Genomic DNA, 16,228 nt, shown 5'->3' with positions numbered 1-16,228 from the left:
AAACCCTCCCTCAGGAACTGAAGGAGGGTTTGCCAAAAACCTGCGAAAGGTGAGAGAGGGTTCGCCAAAAACCCGCGAAAGGTGAGGGAGCGTCAGGCGGGGGCAGGGACCTCCCCGGCTTTGGCCTCCTCCACCAACGCAGCGACGCCCGGGAAGAGGGGGTGGTCGGGTCCCAGCCCGGTGATCCGTTCAGTGGCCGCTTCCGGTGTAGAAGTGGCGATGATCTCTGCGAGTTCGAGCGATTCTGCATCAGCCGGATCGCGGAACTGCAGGGCAGCCCCGATTGCTCCTAGAAGGGCTTCGGGCACGATTCCACGTTCAGCCAACTCCGCAGCCGGACCGATGAAGCGCTCGTTGCGGCTGAGCTTGCGGAGCGGTGCCCTGCCAACCCTCGTCACGGTATCGGGCAGATGCGGGTTGGAGAAGCGCTTGAGGATCTTCTGGACATAGGCTTCCTGTTCGTCGTGGTTGAAGCCGTGCTTCACCACCAGCAACTGCTTTGTCTCCTCAAGGACTGCCCGTACGTCCTCGGCCACATCCTGGTCAGCCATCGCATCGGAGATCTTTTCCAGACCTGCCTCGTAGCCGAAATATGCGGCGGAGGCATGCCCTGTGTTCACGGTAAAGAGTTTCCGTTCGATGTACGGCGCCAGATTATCCACAAATGTGGCCCTCGGAATGGCAGGCTCGGATCCAGCGAAAGGTGTGCGGTCAATAACCCACTCGTAGAAGGTTTCGACCGTCACATCCAGGCCTTGGCCTGGCTCCTGGTTGGGCACAATCCTGTCCACGGCGGTGTTGGCAAACACGGCGGAGGCGTCCAGGCCTCCTGGAGCGGAATCCCAAACACGTGCCACCTCATCCCGAAGAAGATCCGTGGCATTGATCGCGTTCTCGCACGCCATCACCTGCAGCGGAGCCAGCCCGTCAGCGCGGGCGGCTATTCCCTTGGCAATCACCGGAGCAACAAACTTCAGGATGTGCGGCCCTACTGCCGTGGTGACGATGTCTGCCGTCGCGATCTCGGCAATGACATCCTGTTCCTGGGTCCCCGAGTCGAGTGCACGGAAGTTATCCACTGTCCGTACGGTTGGGTTCTCCCCTACTTCGTGGACGTCGTAACTCCCGGCCGCGGCCAGTTGGGATATGAGGTCCCCGGCAACGTCCGCAAATACCACTTCATAGCCTGCTTCGTGAAGCAGCAGCCCCACGAAGCCCCTGCCGATATTCCCCGCGCCGAAATGGACAGCTTTCACTAGGAGTTAACCTTCCCGAAGAGTTCCAGCACCTCATCCACGGTGGTGGCCGCTTCCAGCTGCGCCACCTGGGCCTTGCTGGTGAACACCTTCGCAATGGAGGACAGAATGTGCAGGTGCTCATTGTTGAGGCCTGCAACGCCGACGACGAACTTCACCTGCTTGCCGTTCCAGTCAATGCCGTTGGGGTAGCGGATCACCGACACTGCAGACTTCCGGATGTGGTCCTTGGCCGCGTTGGTGCCGTGCGGAATTGCCAGGTAACTGCCCATGTAGGTGGAAACGGACTCCTCACGCTCATGCATGGCCGTGATGTAGCCTTCGTCCACCGCGCCGCGCTCCAACAACAACCTGCCGGCCTCGTCAATCGCAGCGTCACGGGTGGTCGCCGTTCCGTTAAGGATCACGCTGTCAGGTACCAGAATGTCCGACGGCGGCGCCGTGGCGGCTTTCGCTTCGGCGGCCTGTCCCGTTCCGGCCCCCTGCGCCGTCCCGGCCACTGGTGTTTCGCCGTCGTCCGTTGCTTGCGCGTCGCTGCTCTTGACCAGCTCCACAATCTCTTCATACCGAGGGCTGCTCATGAAGTTGTCCACTGAGAAGTGAGCAGCGCTCGAGGTGACGGGTTTGGCGCGTTCGGTGAGGTCCTGGTGTGTGATGACTACATCGTAGTTGTCGGTGAGATTGGCGATCGAAGCGTTGGTTACCTTTACATCGGGGAACCCTGCCGCCTTGATTTTGTTGCGCAACACAGAGGCTCCCATGGCGCTTGAGCCCATACCGGCGTCGCACGCGAAAACGATGTTCTTGATGGGCCCGGCCATGACGGCAGTGCCACCGCCCGCAGCCGCTGCGCCGCCTGTCAGGACGGAGGACACGGAGCTCTTTTTGCCCTTCATGGTTTCCATGCGGGACGTGGCTGCGCTCAGGCTGTCCTCCTCGGTTTCGCCCACGGGTGTCTTGCTCGCCTTGAGGATCACCGAGGCGATGAGGAAGGACACCGTTGCTGCCAGGACAACCGAGAGGATCACGCCAAAGTAGCTGTCACGGGACGTCTGGGCGATCACTGCGATGATGGAACCTGGAGCCGCAGGAGCTACCAGGCCTGAGTTAGTGAGGGCCAGCGTCGCGATCCCGGTCATGCCGCCACCGATCGCGGCGAGGATGAGAATCGGCTTCATCAAAACATATGGGAAGTAGATCTCGTGGATGCCACCGAAGAAGTGGATGATGGCTGCACCCGGAGCGGATGCTTTGGCCAGGCCTTTGCCGAAGAACATGTAAGCCAGGAGGATTCCTAGGCCCGGCCCAGGATTGGCCTCCAGCAGGAACAGGATGGACTTGCCCTGTTCAAGCGACTGCTGGACGCCAAGCGGGGTCAGCACGCCGTGGTTGATGGCGTTGTTCAGGAACAGGACCTTCGCGGGTTCAATAAAAATGCTGGTGAGCGGCAGCAACCCGTTGTTGACCAGGAACTGGACAACATTGCCCGCCCCGGCACTGAAGGCCTGAACCAGCGGGGAGATGCCGTAGAAGCCAAGCATGGCCAGCAGTGCACCCCAGATGCCGGCGGAGAAGTTGTTCACCAGCATCTCGAAGCCGGGCCGGATCTTCCCCTCCCAGATCGAATCGAGCTTCTTCATGGTCCAGCCACCGAGGGGACCCATGATCATTGCCCCGATAAACATGGGAATGCCGGCACCTACGATCACGCCCATGGTGCCAATCGCACCGACGACGCCGCCTCGGACGTCGTGGACCATCTTGCCACCGGTATAACCGATAAGGAGCGGCAGCAGGTAGGTGATCATCGGGCCAACAAGACCCACGTTCGGCTTACCCTCGGCGTTGGTGCCGAAGCCGCCGAGCTCAGCGACGGGAAACCAGCCCTTCTCGATGAAGAGCGCTGTGATGAGGCCCCAGGCAATAAAGGCGCCGATGTTCGGCATGATCATCCCGGAAAGGAATGTTCCAAACTTCTGGACGCCTACGCGCATGCTTGTGCGAGGTTTTGCAACTGACTGTGTTGCCATGTGATTTCCTAACCGTGATTCCTGCAGCATTGCAGGATGGTCCGATAGTGCGACGAGCTAGCTGTTAGAGATGCGGTGAAGCCATTCGAGGAAGAGCTTGAGTTCTGAGCTTGAGAGCTGATCCGAGTGCGAGGCCTGGAGCGCGGCATTAAGGGCAATGGCGGCTACTACCACTGATGATTTGCCGGAATCATCCTGTGCCGCCTCTTTGGCCTCATCCGTGGACACCGCGAAGATCATGGCGTCCCGGGTCATGGTGGAAAGTTCCAGGTTGCGGTCTGCAACCGGCTCCGCAATGAGCATGAGAGTGACACCGACGTTGGCGGCCAGAATGCTTCTGGCCGCTTCCCGCGGAGGCACGTTGAGCTGGCCCGCTACGGCCGCCTTGTTCAGCATCTCCTCCATCAAAGCTTCGGCATCGGCCACAATGGAGGGCCGTCTTTCCGGCCGGATGTTGCCGAACATAACGAGGTACAGCTCAGGTTGGTTGAGCCCGAACTCGACGTGGTTGTCCCACATCCGCCGGATATCCTCCAGCGGTTTGCCGGATGGGGCAAAGTCGCGTTCACCCTTTACGTATTCTTCAAAGCCAGCTGTAACAACCGCGTCGAACAACCCTTCCTTATCACCAAAGTGGTGATACAGCGTGGGTGCCGTAACCCCTGCCAGTTGGGTGATCTGCCGGGTGGATACGGGCGCGCCCGCTGATTTGGCGAGCAACTCAGCCGCCGCACGCAGCAGTCTCGCCTTAGGCGGTAACTGGCCATCGAAACTCATAGCCGCTACCCTAGCACCTATAGCGTTGCTATATGAAGTGCATCACATACAATTTTTTCAGAACTTTTTTCAGGCAAAGCAGCTACCGTCGGACGTAGCAGTACCGACCTCCAGCATCCGACGACGCAGCCTGGTTACCGGCAGAGAATGAGGACCTTCAGTGCAGAACTTCCCAGGAGTAGGCGTAAGCCCCGGCCGCATTATTGGCACCATCCGCCAAATGCCCAAACCGATCAGCGAACCCCCTGCCGGCGAGCGGCTGCCGGAGGCGATCTCCGCAGAGGACGCGACGGCGCAACTCAAAGCGGCGGCCAAGGCGGTCCATGATGAGCTCAAGGAGCGCGCCGTCAAAGCCACCGGGGATGGCAAGGCCGTCCTGGAAGCCACTGCGCTTATGGCTACGGATACCATGCTCATCAAGGGCGCCGGCAAACTCATAGCCCGAGGAACGTCAGCTGAACGCGCCATCTGGGAATCAGGGGCGTCTGTCTCGGAAATGCTGCTCAATCTGGGCGGCTACATGGCCGAGCGCGCCACCGACGTCCTGGATGTCCGGGCCAGGATCGTGGCTGAACTGCGCGGAGTACCCGCGCCCGGCATCCCGGAATCGGACACTGCGTTCATCCTGGTCGCCGAGGACCTGGCACCTGCCGATACCGCAACGCTGGACCCCAACAAGATCCTGGCGCTGGTCACTGCAGGCGGCGGACCCCAGTCCCACACAGCCATCATTGCCCGTTCCCTCGGATTGCCGGCCGTCGTTGCCGCCGTTGGCGTCGATGAGCTGCCGGATGGCACCGAAGTATTTGTCGACGGTGCAGCTGGAGCCATCACCGCAGACCCCGATGAGTCGCTGCGTTCTTCCGCCGAGGCCTGGGCGGCAACCGCTTCACTTCTGGCAGAGTTCAGCGGTACGGGCTCGACGGCGGACGGCCACCTGGTCCCGCTTCTCGCCAATGTGGGAGGCGCCAAGGATGCTGTGGCTGCTGCTGCCTTGGGCGCCGAGGGAGTGGGGCTCTTCCGCACAGAATTCTGCTTCCTCGAACGCGATACCGAGCCCAGCGTTGAAGAGCAGGCGGCGGCCTACAAGGGCGTTTTTGATGCGTTCCCGGGCAAGAAGGTTGTGCTGAGGACCCTCGACGCCGGCGCCGACAAGCCCCTCCCGTTCCTCACCGACGCAACAGAGCCGAACCCGGCCCTCGGTGTCCGCGGCTACCGGACTGACTTCACCACTCCCGGCGTCCTGGACCGCCAGCTTGAGGCCATCGGTTTGGCGGCCAAGGATTCCGAAGCCGATGTGTGGGTGATGGCACCCATGATCTCGACGGCGGAAGAGGCTGCGCGTTTCGCCTCCATGTGCGCCGACGCGGGAATCAGCACACCAGGCGTGATGGTGGAGGTTCCTTCGGCCGCGCTGACGGCAGAAGCGATCCTGCGGGAAGTTGGGTTTGCCAGCCTTGGCACCAACGACCTTACGCAGTACGCAATGGCGGCCGACCGGCAGCTTGGCCCGCTCGCAGGCCTCAACACACCCTGGCAGCCGGCAGTCCTGCGGCTGGTAGGACTTACCGTTGAAGGGTCGGTGGCAGAAGGCCACAACAAACCCGTTGGCGTCTGCGGCGAAGCGGCAGCGGACCCCGCCCTGGCCGTTGTCCTCACAGGCCTGGGCGTCTCCACACTCTCCATGACTGCCCGTTCCCTGGCCGCAGTCGCCGCTGTGCTGAAGACCGTCACCCTGGCAGAGGCCCAGGAACTGGCCAAGCTGGCCCTTTCCGCTCCCAGCGCTACCGAAGCCCGGGCATGGGTCCGCGCCAAGCTGCCTGTACTGGAGGAACTGGGGCTGTAGGCCCATCCCGGGTGGGGCGGGGCGCGCTGCGCCGGGCACGCGCCGCTGTCCCCGCATGGGTGGATTCGGCTGGGGTTGGGATTTAGCCGGGTTAGTATTCAGCCATGGCACTGATAGCCCCACGGGTCACCGGCGCACTGCCCGCTGACGATGCCCGCAAGCTCAAGCGAGCCCTCGAGGGCAGCCACGACATCACAGTCTTTGTTGACGGCACAGTCCACCGGCTGCCCCCGCAGGCGAGGGACGCCGTCGTCGACCTCCTGACGCGTTTCGGCGCAGGCGACGCCGTGACCGTCAGCAGCGTGGAGGAAATGCTCACCACCTCCCGGGCCGCCGAGCTGGCAGGAATCTCGCACACGTATCTGCGCAACATGACAGACCGTGGAGAGATCCCGGTGCAGTACAGGGGCACCCACCGGCGGATCCGGCTCACGGATATCATGACCTGGCTGGAGACGCAGAAGAAGTCAGCGGCACCGCAGGAATCGGACGCGGCGGAAGACCCGGGAAACTCCGAGGCCTGACTGCACCTTGGCCTGCCATTGACAGCCTGCATGATGCCTGACCAGTATTGTGAGCGATAACATTTTGTCGGAGCCAGAAGCTCCGGCGCGAAGGGGAGCTATGCGCACGGAGCTTGATGAACTGAACTGGGCCGGCAACTACCGCTATGGAGCCCCCGTGATCCACCGGCCTGGTTCTTTGCAGGAAGCGCAGGAGCTCGTCGCCAGTGCCCGGAAGATCAGAGCTCTCGGCTCCCGCCACTCCTTTAACTCCATCGCCGATTCCTACGGGGCCCTGCTATCGCTGGAGGCCTTGGAGCCCGCCGTTAATATTGACTCCGCCGCTCGGATGGTAAGGGTTTCCGGCGGAACGCGGTATGGAACCCTTGCTGAGGAGCTCGAGCGGAACGGCTTTGCGCTGCCCAACCTCGCCTCGCTGCCGCACATCTCCATAGCAGGGGCCATTTCCACGGCCACCCACGGGTCCGGCGATGCCAACGGCAATCTCGCGACGTCCGTGGCTGAACTCGAGCTGATTGGAGCCGATGGGGCCCTTCGTACCCTGCGCCGCGGAGACCCGGACTTCGACGGCTCCGTGGTGGCACTCGGCGCCTTGGGTATCGTCACGCGGGTGACCCTGGACATCGAGCCCACCTTTTCTGTTCGACAGGACGTTTTCGAAGCACTCTCCTGGGAGCAGGTGCTCGTGGATTTCGACGCCGTCACCGCCAGCGCCTACAGCGTCAGCCTGTTCACGGACTGGCAGGGGGAGATGGTGGCCCAGTCGTGGCTGAAGACCCGCGGCTACGACGGCAGCGTGCCACCTGCCGCTGTCCGGGAGAGCTTTTACGGCGGAGCCCCGGCCATTCGAGCCATGCACCCCTTGCCTGGCTTCTCCGGGGAGGACTGCACCCAGCAACTGGGCGTTCCCGGGCCCTGGTCCGAGCGCCTGGCACACTTTCAGATGGCCTTCACGCCAAGCAGCGGCGCCGAGCTGCAAAGCGAATTCTTTGTGCCACGCGAGCATGCCACGGAGGCCATCGCTGCAATTCGGGGACTCTCTGAGCACATCACTCCCCTGCTGCAGGTCTCGGAAATCCGCACCATCGCCGCTGATCACCTATGGCTCAGCCCCGCCTACGGTCAGTCCTCGGTAGGCCTCCACTTCACCTGGAAGCCTGAGCAGGCGGCTGTTGAGAAGGTCCTTCCACTGTTGGAGGAGAGGCTGGCTCCGCTGGGCGCCCGGCCGCATTGGGGCAAGCTCTTCCAGGCAGATGCATCTGCCCTCGCACCCCTGTATCCCCGCTTCGCAGACTTCATTTCGCTGGCCGAGCGGGTTGACCCTGAGCACAAATTCCGCAACAGCTTCCTGGAGAACAAGGTGTTCGGCGGCTAGCTGCGCTCCAGGCCGGGCTCACGCCGCAGGCCGGGCTCAGATGCGTGGGCGGGAAGCCCAGCGCCGCGCCTTGAGCGCCGCGTGGAGTTCCAGCCGCACCATTCCCTTGAGCGGATCAACCCCCAGCACCTGCCGGATCCTGCCCAGCCTGTTGTAGATACTGCTCCGGTGAAGATGCAGTTTGTCAGCAACGTCCTGAACCGAGCCGTCATTGTCGTAGAGCAGCTCAAGCACGGGGAGAAGCTCGCCGTTGCGGTCGTGGTCCTCCAGGAGATGGAAGTACACGGAACCTGCATCTGCCCATGCTCCTGTCCCGCCGCCGGCTGAGGCCAGCAGCTGGTACATTCCGGTATCACGGCAGTCCACCAGCTCGCCGAGCTGCGGATCAACTGCTGCTGCCTGCGCCGCCTGCTTCGACTGACTGTAGGCATGGCTCAGCTCCCGCGGCTTGCTGAAACCTTCACTGCATCCAAGGATGATGCGCTGAACGGGCCGCCCGGAACGCTTGGCCAGCTCCAACTGGTAATGCACCAGGACCTGGGCGTGGCTGGCCCGGCCAATGGACTCCCGGAACAGCACCACCGCGTGGGTTTCGGTGCCGGCACTGAACAGGGTGGAATCCACTCCGATGGTTGCCTGCAGCGCGGCAGACCTGTGGATGAGCGTGGAGGCGATGGGATCCGGGCCTTCAGTCCAGCCATCGGCATCGATGATGGTCACGAGCTGCCAAGGCCCCTTGCCCTGAACTTCCTTCCAACCGGCGACGGCCGCCACAGCGTTGCTTTCCCCGGCACACGCCTTAAGGAACTCCTGCTCGCGGCGGCGGCGGAACTCCGATTCTGCTGTGTTGGACTCGAGCAGGAGGCCGGACAGCACCTCCAACTCCTCCCGGACGCCTGGCAGCTGACTCAGGATCGCCGTCGCGCTTTCGTCTTCAAGATCCTGTTGGACCCATAGGTACCCCACGCGGAAACCGCGCACCAGCAGCGGGACGCAGACGCGGCCCAGCATCCCCAGGTCCTCGTTGGCAGGCACGACGACGGGACGCACCGCCGTCGCGATCCCGTGCGAAAGCTGCCAGGCGCTGACATCCGCCGGGACCCGCTTGCTCAGCAGGAAGTTCACCCGCACGCGGTCGGCATGGGATTGGTTGGAGCTGTAGGCGAGCAGGACGCCGTCGAGGTCCTCAAGCGAAAGCCCCCGCCCCAACTTGAGTGCCACGTGCTCGACGAGCTGTTCCACATCCTGTTGTTGCATGCTGCAACAGTACTGCTCATGCGGCCGGCGTGACCTCACCTTTCCGTACCAACACCAGGCGACAGTTGACGCTAGAGAATTCGACAAATGTCGAGGCCAATCTGAGGAAAACCCTGAAAACAGGCGGAAGTTGGATTCTGTTCTGAGAGCCTCGATGTCGTGTGCCTCACAACCGGATTTATTCTGGAATCACACCCACACTTCCACCCTGGCCCTTACAAAGCCGCCGAACCTGGAGCCCAAAATGATCATCGGTATCCCCAAAGAGATCAAGAACAACGAATTCCGCGTAGCTATCACCGCTGCCGGTGTTCACGAATTCCTCATGCACGGCCACACAGTCCTGGTGGAGCGCGGTGCAGGGCTGGGCTCGGGAATCACCGACGAGGAATACTCGATTGCCGGCGCCGAGATCGTGGCTGATCCCGACGATGTCTGGGGCCGCGCAGACATGGTTATGAAGGTCAAGGAACCTATCAAGGCCGAATACCACCGCTTCCGCAAGGGCCTCATTCTGTTCACTTACCTGCACTTGGCAGCGGAACCGGAACTGACCCACGAACTGATCAACTCCGGCGTCACTGCCATCGCCTACGAAACAGTGCAGGAAGGCCGCACACTTCCGCTCCTGGCCCCGATGTCTGAGGTGGCAGGCCGCTTGTCGGTCCAGGTAGGAGCCGCTTCGCTGATGGCCCCGGCCGGAGGCAAGGGTGTGCTGTTGGGCGGCGTACCAGGAGTCCGTCCCGCCAAGGTTGTGGTGCTCGGCGCCGGAGTAGCCGGAACCAACGCCGCGGCAATGGCGCTAGGGCTTGGCGCGGACGTCACCATCCTGGACATCAACATTCCCCGCCTTCGGGAACTGGACGCCCAGTACCAGGGCCGCCTGAAGACGGTCGCGTCCAACAAGTACGAGATTGAGAAGTCAGTGGTGGACGCTGACCTGGTGATCGGATCCGTGCTGATTCCGGGCGCCAAGGCCCCCAAGCTGGTGACGAACGAGCTCGTTGCACGGATGAAGCCGGGCTCGGTCCTGGTGGACATCGCGGTGGACCAGGGCGGCTGCTTTGAGGACACCCACCCCACAACTCACCAGGAGCCCACGTACAAGGTCCACAACACCATCTTCTACTGCGTGGCCAACATGCCCGGCGCCGTTCCCAACACCTCCACCTATGCGCTCACCAACGTCACCCTGCGCTACGGTGTCGCGTTGGCGAACCTGGGCGTCAAGGCGGCCTTCGAGAAGGATCCCGCGCTGGCCGCTGGCCTCAACATCGCTGCCGGCCATGTGGCCCACCATTCGGTGTCGGAGGCACACAACCTGCCGCTCGTCGCCGATTGGCACCAGTTGGTTAGCGCCTAATCCCCTGGCTGCCAACTGAATGGCAGTCATCCAACGCGTGCTGCTCCTTCGTCGCTTTGACGCACGCTTTCTGGATGGCTGCCATTCAGTCGTTAGGCCCCGTCCCATGCCAACGTCCTAGCCTGCTCTATTAATTTGAGGACGGCGACTGCGTCCTGGGGGTTGACTGGGAGCGGACGCCGCGAGGAGGCCCCGCCGTCGTGGATCTTTTCCCCCAGGAGCCGGTAAAACTCCGGGTAAGCGCCCCGTTCCGTTGGCAGCTTGTCCAGGTGGCCGTCGCGGCCGAGAGTCCCGGCCCACTCAGGGGCTTCGAGGCCGTAGTCGAGGTCCAGCGGGCTTCCACCGGCCACGATGTAGGGTTCCTGGGGGTCCACGCCATGCTTTGTGAACCCGCCCCCGCTACCCAATAGGCGGAAGCGGGGACCCTGCTGGGCGCACAACATGTTCATCCAGAGGTGGCTGATAACACCCGACTCGTGACGCAGGGCCAGGAAGGCGTCGTCGTCCACGTTTTCGCCGGGCCGCCTGATCTGGAGTTCGGCGTGGGTGACAGTGGCCGGGCCAAAAAGCTGAAGCGCCTGGTCCAGAAGGTGGGTGCCCAGATCAAACAGAACCCCTCCTCCTTGCTCGGCCGTTGCTTCCGCTTTCCAGGCTTTGGATACTTGGGGCGACCAACGCTCGAACCGTGATTCGAACCGGGCCACACCTCCAAGGGCGCTGTCGGCGAGGATGTTCCTGAGAGTAAGGAAATCGCCGTCCCAACGGCGATTATGGAAAACCGTGAGTACGCGCCCAAGGCGTGCGGCCAGTCCGACGAGCTCTTCACCTTCACTGCTGGTCACTACAAAAGGCTTATCGACGACGACGTCGAGGCCCGCTTCCAGCGCGGCCTTCGCAAGCTGAAAGTGGGTTGCCGGAGGGGTGCCCAGGACCAGCAGGTCGAGCTCCCCTGCCAGCCCGAGAATGCCTTCGGGGGTGTCCACGAGCCTCGTCACCGGGTAGCGCTCGGACGCGGCGGACTTCCGGCCGGCGTCGGACGTTGAAATGACCTCGAGGGAGAAAGCAGGATTAGCCGCGATCAGCGGGGCGTGGAAAACGCTGCCCGACAACCCATACCCGGCCACCGCGGTTCGGATGGGGGCTGGCCTGCTGGCATGAACGGAAGAGTCTGTAGTCATGGGGCAACGCTACCCCCGGACCCTCCCTCACATCCCGACCAAATTTCCCCAACCCTCCCTCACATCCCGACGGGTAGCCGCTCCAGGCGGGCCATAGCTGAGGGAGCGTTCCCCAAAAACCCCCGAAACATGAGCGAGCGTTCCCCAAAAACCCGCGAAACGTGAAGGAGCGTCCCCCAAAAACCCGCGAAACGTGAGGGAGCGTCCGGGGGCGGGCTAATCCCGGCGGACCACCCGGGTGGCCAGCTCGCTCCATGCTTCCGCCAGACGTTCCGGTGTCACGCCCTGCACACGCACTGCATAGAGCAGCCGCTCGGGGTCCAGGGCTGCCCCCAGGAACAACGCCATGAGCCAGGGATCTGCCTGCATTCCGGCCGCGCGGAGGAGTAATTCGACGTGGCGGTGCCAGAGCAGCGTGGCGGGAACCTCCAGCTTGGTATAGACCGACTGGTCAGCAGCCCGTGCCAGGTCTCCGAATTCCAGAAGGTAACCAATGCGCGCGTGGCCGAAGGCCACCAACCTCTCCAGTGGCGGCGCACCCGGTCCAAGCGGAGGAGGGCCAAACATAAAACGCCCTTGGAATTCCGCCTCTGCGTCGCTCAGGAGCGTGATCATGAGGCCTGCCTTGCTGCCAAACCGCCGGAAGACCGTTCCCTTGCCGACCCCTGCGCGTTTGGCGAGCTTGTCCATTGTGAGAGAGTCAACTCCGCACTCGTCCAGGAGTTCACGTGCCGCCACGAGCAGGCGTTCCCGGTTCCGGGCGGCGTCGCTGCGCTCTGAATCCTCACCCGGGGATCCGGAGCGGATTGGGATAAGGCTCACAAAAAACATTCTAGACCCGGGAATAAGAACCGGACCGCAGTCCGTTTAGATCAGTGAAGGGCCCACAAAGCCTCCCCAACCAACCGGCCGCCGCCTTCCGGTGGCCAGACAGAAGGAGTTTTTCATGTCAAAGAGCACCGTACTCGCCCTCGTCGGCAGCCTGCGCGCGGAGTCCACCAACCAGAAGCTTGCCGAGGCCATCCAGGTCAATGCGCCGGAGCAGGTCGATGTCATCATCCACGAAAGCCTGGGAAACATCCCCTTCTACAACGAGGACATCGACGTCGAAGGCCAGGTTCCCGCTGCGGCAGCAGCACTGCGGGCAGCCGCGTCCGACGCCGACGCCCTGCTGCTGGTGACCCCCGAGCACAACGGCACGATCCCCGCCTCCCTTAAGAACGCCATCGACTGGCTGTCCCGTCCGTTCGGTGCAGGCGCTCTCACCGGCAAGCCCACCGGCGTTGTCGGAACCGCTTACGGTCAGTTCGGCGGAGTCTGGGCCCAGGATGAGACCCGCAAGGCTGTCGGCATCGCCGGCGCCCAGGTCATTGAGGGCGTCAAGCTCGCCGTGCCGGGTTCCGTGGTGCGCTTTGCTGAAATCCACCCGAAGGACGACGCCGAGATCGTCGGGCAGATCAAGGATGTCTTCCATGCCATTGCTGAGAGCAGCCCTGTCGCCGCTGCCTGATCTTTCCAGCTGATGTACGACGCCTCCCGGCCGCCGATTCAGGCAGCCGGGAGGCGTTCTGCATTTCGACCTTGATCCCTGAGGGCCGCCGCACGTATCAAACCGTGACACAGCTGTCGCCGAACCGTCATCTGAAACATATTCCGCCCTTCCCCGCTGAGCCGTAACGTTGATATACGGATTGCAGCGGGGCTGGAGGTGCGGGTTGTCATGAGGACCTCGCAGGGTTTCACGAGGGTAGCGGGATTGGCCTGCTGCCTGGCAATTCCCCTGTGGCTGGGAGGCTGCACAACGTCCGACGCGCGCTCCACCAGCGACGCCACGGAAGGTTCAGCGGCGAGCCAACTGACACCGGGACCCGCGCTTGCCGCACCCGAGCCGGAAGCCCAACGGGCACCAACGCCTGCAACGGAGCCTGCTGAAGCGGGCAAGGCTCAGTTGGCACCCCGCGGAACCAGTGAGCCTTACCAGGAGCCTGCAGCTGAAACGCCGCCGCCGGACGCCATGCCAGGAGAGTCTCCGTCGACCGCTTCGTCGCCAGTCCCGGCACTTACGCCTGAACCCTCCCCCGCACAAGGGGCCGCGCTTCCTGCGGGTAATCCTCCAGCTCCCAGTGCCCAGCAGTCCGGAACGGCCTACTTCGTCATGCTCGACGACGGCGGCAGTGGCGGAGTCCGCTTCGGCTGCAACGACAGTCTGGTGTCCGTACCTCTTGCCGCCCCGCTCGCAAACGAACCACTTCAATCTGCTCTTCAGGCCCTGCTGCCCGGGAGCAGCGGCGGCGGATCCGCCCCTGACGGGCTCTACAACTCCCTGGCCTCTTCCACTCTCAGCTTCGTCTCGGGCTACTTCGACGGATCCACAGTGGTGGTGAACCTGAGTGGCACTGTGAGTCCTGGGGGCACCTGCGACATTCCCAGGATTGAGGCACAGCTGACCCAGACAGCCGTTACGGCAGTAGGGGCAACCCGGGCGGAAATCTACATTAACGGACGGCGACTGGCGGAGGTCCTCAGCCTTCGCTAGATCTGGGCAGGCGGAGGAGCTGGCATCCGAGTCCGCGCCCATGGGCAACAGAGGTTGCATAATCAGCAACTGATGGTTGTATCCTGAGGAATGTGAGCCACGAGACACTGGATGCCGCAGCACAGTTGCTGCCCGCTGAAGCCGTTGAAGCAATCGAACGAGCGGCTACGTCCGCCCACCGCCACGAGGAACTCTTCTCGGAGCGGGCCGCCAACATCAAGCAATCAGCCGTACGCGATGTTTTTGACATTTCCATGCGCCCGGGGCTCGTGTCGTTGGCGGGAGGCAACCCGTACCTGCAGTCACTACCGCTGGACCGGCTCGCAGAAACAGCTGCCGCGATCATCGCCGAACAGGGAATGATCGCGCTGCAGTACGGCAGCGGCCAGGGCACGCTGGAGTTACGGACACAGATCTGTGAGGTCATGGCCGAGGAGGGAATCCTTGACGCCCTGCCGGAGAACGTCGTGGTCACGGCCGGTTCGCAGTCGGCCCAGGACATCGCAGCAAAGGTCTTTTGCAATCCCGGTGACGTCGTCCTCGTGGAGAATCCAACATATGTGGGTGCCCTGAATGCCTTTGAGGCGTACCAGGTGCAGGTGGAGACCGTTCCCATGGACGAAGATGGCCTCGTCCCTGAATTGCTGGAAGCGAAAATCGCTGCTCTCCAAGGTGCTGGGAAGAAGATCAAATTCCTCTACACCATCCCCAGCTTCAACAACCCTTCAGGCATTACTCTTGCCCAGGAGCGCCGCCAAGAGATAGTTGATATATGCCGCGACGCAAATATCTTGATCCTGGAAGATAACCCCTACGGTCTTCTGCGCTTCGACGGGCAGCCCCTAGCCCCGCTGAGGACGGACAACCCGGACGACGTAATTTACCTCGGCTCGTTCTCCAAGATCTTCGCGCCAGGGTTGCGGGTGGGTTGGGCACTGGTCCCGGCACACCTTCAGCGCCGCTACTATCTGGCCTCCGAATCCGTAATGCTGTGCCCCCCTGCCTTCAACCAGATGCTGGTTTCTGCCTACCTGCGGGACTTTGACTGGAAGGGGCAGATCCGCACGTACCGCAGGCTCTACGAGGAGCGGTGCCAGGCTATGCTGGCTGCTCTCGAGCAGCACATGCCCGAGGGTATGAGCTGGACGCGGCCGGAGGGTGGCTTTTTTGTCTGGGTCACACTTCCCCTTGGAGTGGATACCTATCCGCTGCTTCACAAGGCCATCGAGGCTGGCGTTGTTTTCATTCCTGGGGCAGCATTCACCCATTCGACTGAACCCTCCAACAAGCTCAGGCTTGCCTTCAGCGCGGTCCCACCCGAATCCATAGACGAAGGTGTCCGCAGGTTGGCACCCGTGATGCGGGAAGCAATTGCAGCACTGTAGCCTGAAAACATCCCGGGCTTAGCCCGGAGATGCATCGACTTAAAGGAGCAGGAATATGACCGGAATTATTGTTGTCGGCGTAGATGGCAGTGAAACGGCGATGAAGGCTGCCGAGACGGCCGCAGGTCTCGCCGCTTCCATGGGAGCCACCCTCCACGTGGTGAGTGCGTTCGACAGCGACCGCACTGAAGTCTTCGGAAGCGGGAGCGACCAGTGGATCGTCTCTGACGCCGGCGCAGCGGAGAAAGTCGCCCGCGGCGTCGCCGATCGCCTGCGGACGCCGGAGTTGTCCGTGACGTATTCCGCGGCGCGCGGAAAGCCGGCCGAGGCACTGATCAATGAAGCCGAGCGGAATGACGCCCGGATGATCGTGGTGGGCAACCGTCGTATGCGGGGAATTGGCCGGGTGCTGGGCAGCGTGGCCAACAGCGTTGCCCACAGCGCTCCTTGCGATGTCTACATTGCCAAGACGGACGACGTCGCCTGAGGCTGCCGCCCTTCCTCACCTTCGTGTGAAGCTCCTCCGGTTGCCATCAATCACCGGAGGAGCGACCACGCTCCGGCCATGACTATTCCGCCGAACAGCGAACCGGCAACTACTTGGCCAACGGTATGGGCACCAAGCGCCGCTCGGGCCCATCCAACCACCGGAATCAGCAGCAGCAGCAAGAGACCCGCCGAGCGGACCTGCGGGCTTACGT

Annotated in this window: 14 protein-coding genes and 1 pseudogene; 8 read left to right on the top strand and 7 right to left on the bottom strand. The window is 62.7% G+C overall.

Annotation, left to right across the window (positions count from 1 at the left end):
- Window positions 1-92: 92 nt before the first annotated feature.
- The 3 genes from M1E05_RS01730 to M1E05_RS01720 are packed head-to-tail and all read right to left on the bottom strand — an operon-like array spanning window position 93 to window position 4,063.
- Window positions 93-1,256, bottom strand: a complete 1,164-nt coding sequence (locus M1E05_RS01730) for a mannitol-1-phosphate 5-dehydrogenase (RefSeq protein ID WP_461164259.1) — start codon at window positions 1,254-1,256, stop codon at window positions 93-95.
- Complete coding sequence (locus tag M1E05_RS01725; RefSeq protein ID WP_461164258.1) at window positions 1,256-3,286, bottom strand: PTS mannitol transporter subunit IICBA; 2,031 nt, start codon at window positions 3,284-3,286, stop codon at window positions 1,256-1,258. The genes M1E05_RS01730 and M1E05_RS01725 overlap by 1 nt, the downstream gene beginning before the upstream one ends.
- Before the next feature lie 57 nt (window positions 3,287-3,343).
- Window positions 3,344-4,063, bottom strand: a complete 720-nt coding sequence (locus M1E05_RS01720; RefSeq protein ID WP_461164257.1) for a TetR/AcrR family transcriptional regulator — start codon at window positions 4,061-4,063, stop codon at window positions 3,344-3,346.
- A 160-nt stretch (window positions 4,064-4,223) separates the two neighbouring features.
- Here M1E05_RS01720 and ptsP point away from each other — a divergent pair, with 160 nt between their 5' ends.
- The 3 genes from ptsP to M1E05_RS01705 all read left to right on the top strand — a co-directional run bounded on the left by ptsP (window position 4,224) and on the right by M1E05_RS01705 (window position 7,808).
- Window positions 4,224-5,909, top strand: a complete 1,686-nt coding sequence (ptsP, locus tag M1E05_RS01715; RefSeq protein WP_461164256.1) for a phosphoenolpyruvate--protein phosphotransferase — start codon at window positions 4,224-4,226, stop codon at window positions 5,907-5,909.
- 104 nt (window positions 5,910-6,013) lie between these two features.
- Window positions 6,014-6,433, top strand: coding sequence for a helix-turn-helix domain-containing protein (locus tag M1E05_RS01710; RefSeq protein ID WP_461164255.1), 420 nt, complete (start codon window positions 6,014-6,016; stop codon window positions 6,431-6,433).
- A gap of 100 nt (window positions 6,434-6,533) precedes the next feature.
- Window positions 6,534-7,808, top strand: coding sequence for a D-arabinono-1,4-lactone oxidase (locus M1E05_RS01705; RefSeq protein WP_461164254.1), 1,275 nt, complete (start codon window positions 6,534-6,536; stop codon window positions 7,806-7,808).
- A 36-nt stretch (window positions 7,809-7,844) separates the two neighbouring features.
- On the opposite strand, the gene M1E05_RS01700 is transcribed toward M1E05_RS01705, so the two are convergent.
- Window positions 7,845-9,065: a PucR family transcriptional regulator gene (locus tag M1E05_RS01700; protein WP_458112475.1), complete on the bottom strand. Its 1,221-nt coding sequence runs from the start codon at window positions 9,063-9,065 to the stop codon at window positions 7,845-7,847.
- Window positions 9,066-9,309: 244 nt separating this feature from the next.
- Between M1E05_RS01700 and ald the strand changes: the two genes are divergently transcribed.
- A complete protein-coding gene (gene ald / locus M1E05_RS01695) occupies window positions 9,310-10,428 on the top strand; it encodes an alanine dehydrogenase (RefSeq protein WP_461164253.1) in 1,119 nt (372 codons plus the stop codon).
- A 92-nt stretch (window positions 10,429-10,520) separates the two neighbouring features.
- Here the strand turns inward: ald and M1E05_RS01690 are convergent, their stop codons facing one another.
- Together M1E05_RS01690 and M1E05_RS01685 are read right to left on the bottom strand one after the other, a co-directional pair.
- Window positions 10,521-11,606 (bottom strand): Gfo/Idh/MocA family protein, encoded by a 1,086-nt coding sequence (locus M1E05_RS01690; RefSeq protein WP_461164252.1) that lies wholly within the window; start codon window positions 11,604-11,606, stop codon window positions 10,521-10,523.
- Window positions 11,607-11,822: 216 nt separating this feature from the next.
- Window positions 11,823-12,428 carry a TetR/AcrR family transcriptional regulator gene (locus M1E05_RS01685; RefSeq protein ID WP_458112478.1) on the bottom strand — a complete coding sequence of 202 codons (606 nt, stop codon included), beginning with the start codon at window positions 12,426-12,428 and terminating at the stop codon, window positions 11,823-11,825.
- Window positions 12,429-12,552: 124 nt separating this feature from the next.
- Here M1E05_RS01685 and M1E05_RS01680 point away from each other — a divergent pair, with 124 nt between their 5' ends.
- The 4 genes from M1E05_RS01680 (at window position 12,553) to M1E05_RS01665 (ending at window position 16,014) form a co-directional block, all read left to right on the top strand.
- Complete coding sequence (locus M1E05_RS01680) at window positions 12,553-13,116, top strand: NAD(P)H-dependent oxidoreductase (RefSeq protein ID WP_461164251.1); 564 nt, start codon at window positions 12,553-12,555, stop codon at window positions 13,114-13,116.
- A 210-nt stretch (window positions 13,117-13,326) separates the two neighbouring features.
- A complete protein-coding gene (locus M1E05_RS01675) occupies window positions 13,327-14,142 on the top strand; it encodes a GerMN domain-containing protein (RefSeq protein WP_461164250.1) in 816 nt (271 codons plus the stop codon).
- 92 nt (window positions 14,143-14,234) lie between these two features.
- Entirely contained in the window at window positions 14,235-15,527 is a 1,293-nt protein-coding gene (locus M1E05_RS01670; RefSeq protein ID WP_461164249.1) for an aminotransferase-like domain-containing protein, read from the top strand.
- Window positions 15,528-15,582: 55 nt separating this feature from the next.
- On the top strand, window positions 15,583-16,014 hold the full coding sequence (locus M1E05_RS01665; protein WP_458112482.1) for a universal stress protein: 432 nt from the start codon (window positions 15,583-15,585) through the stop codon (window positions 16,012-16,014).
- A 50-nt stretch (window positions 16,015-16,064) separates the two neighbouring features.
- Here the strand turns inward: M1E05_RS01665 and M1E05_RS01660 are convergent.
- Window positions 16,065-16,193, bottom strand: a pseudogene (locus M1E05_RS01660) (phosphatase PAP2 family protein); the annotation flags it as partial.
- Between the last annotated feature and the right edge of the window lie 35 nt (window positions 16,194-16,228).

Source organism: Arthrobacter sp. R4-81, assembly GCF_054792365.1.
This window is presented reverse-complemented; position numbering and strand designations above follow the sequence as displayed.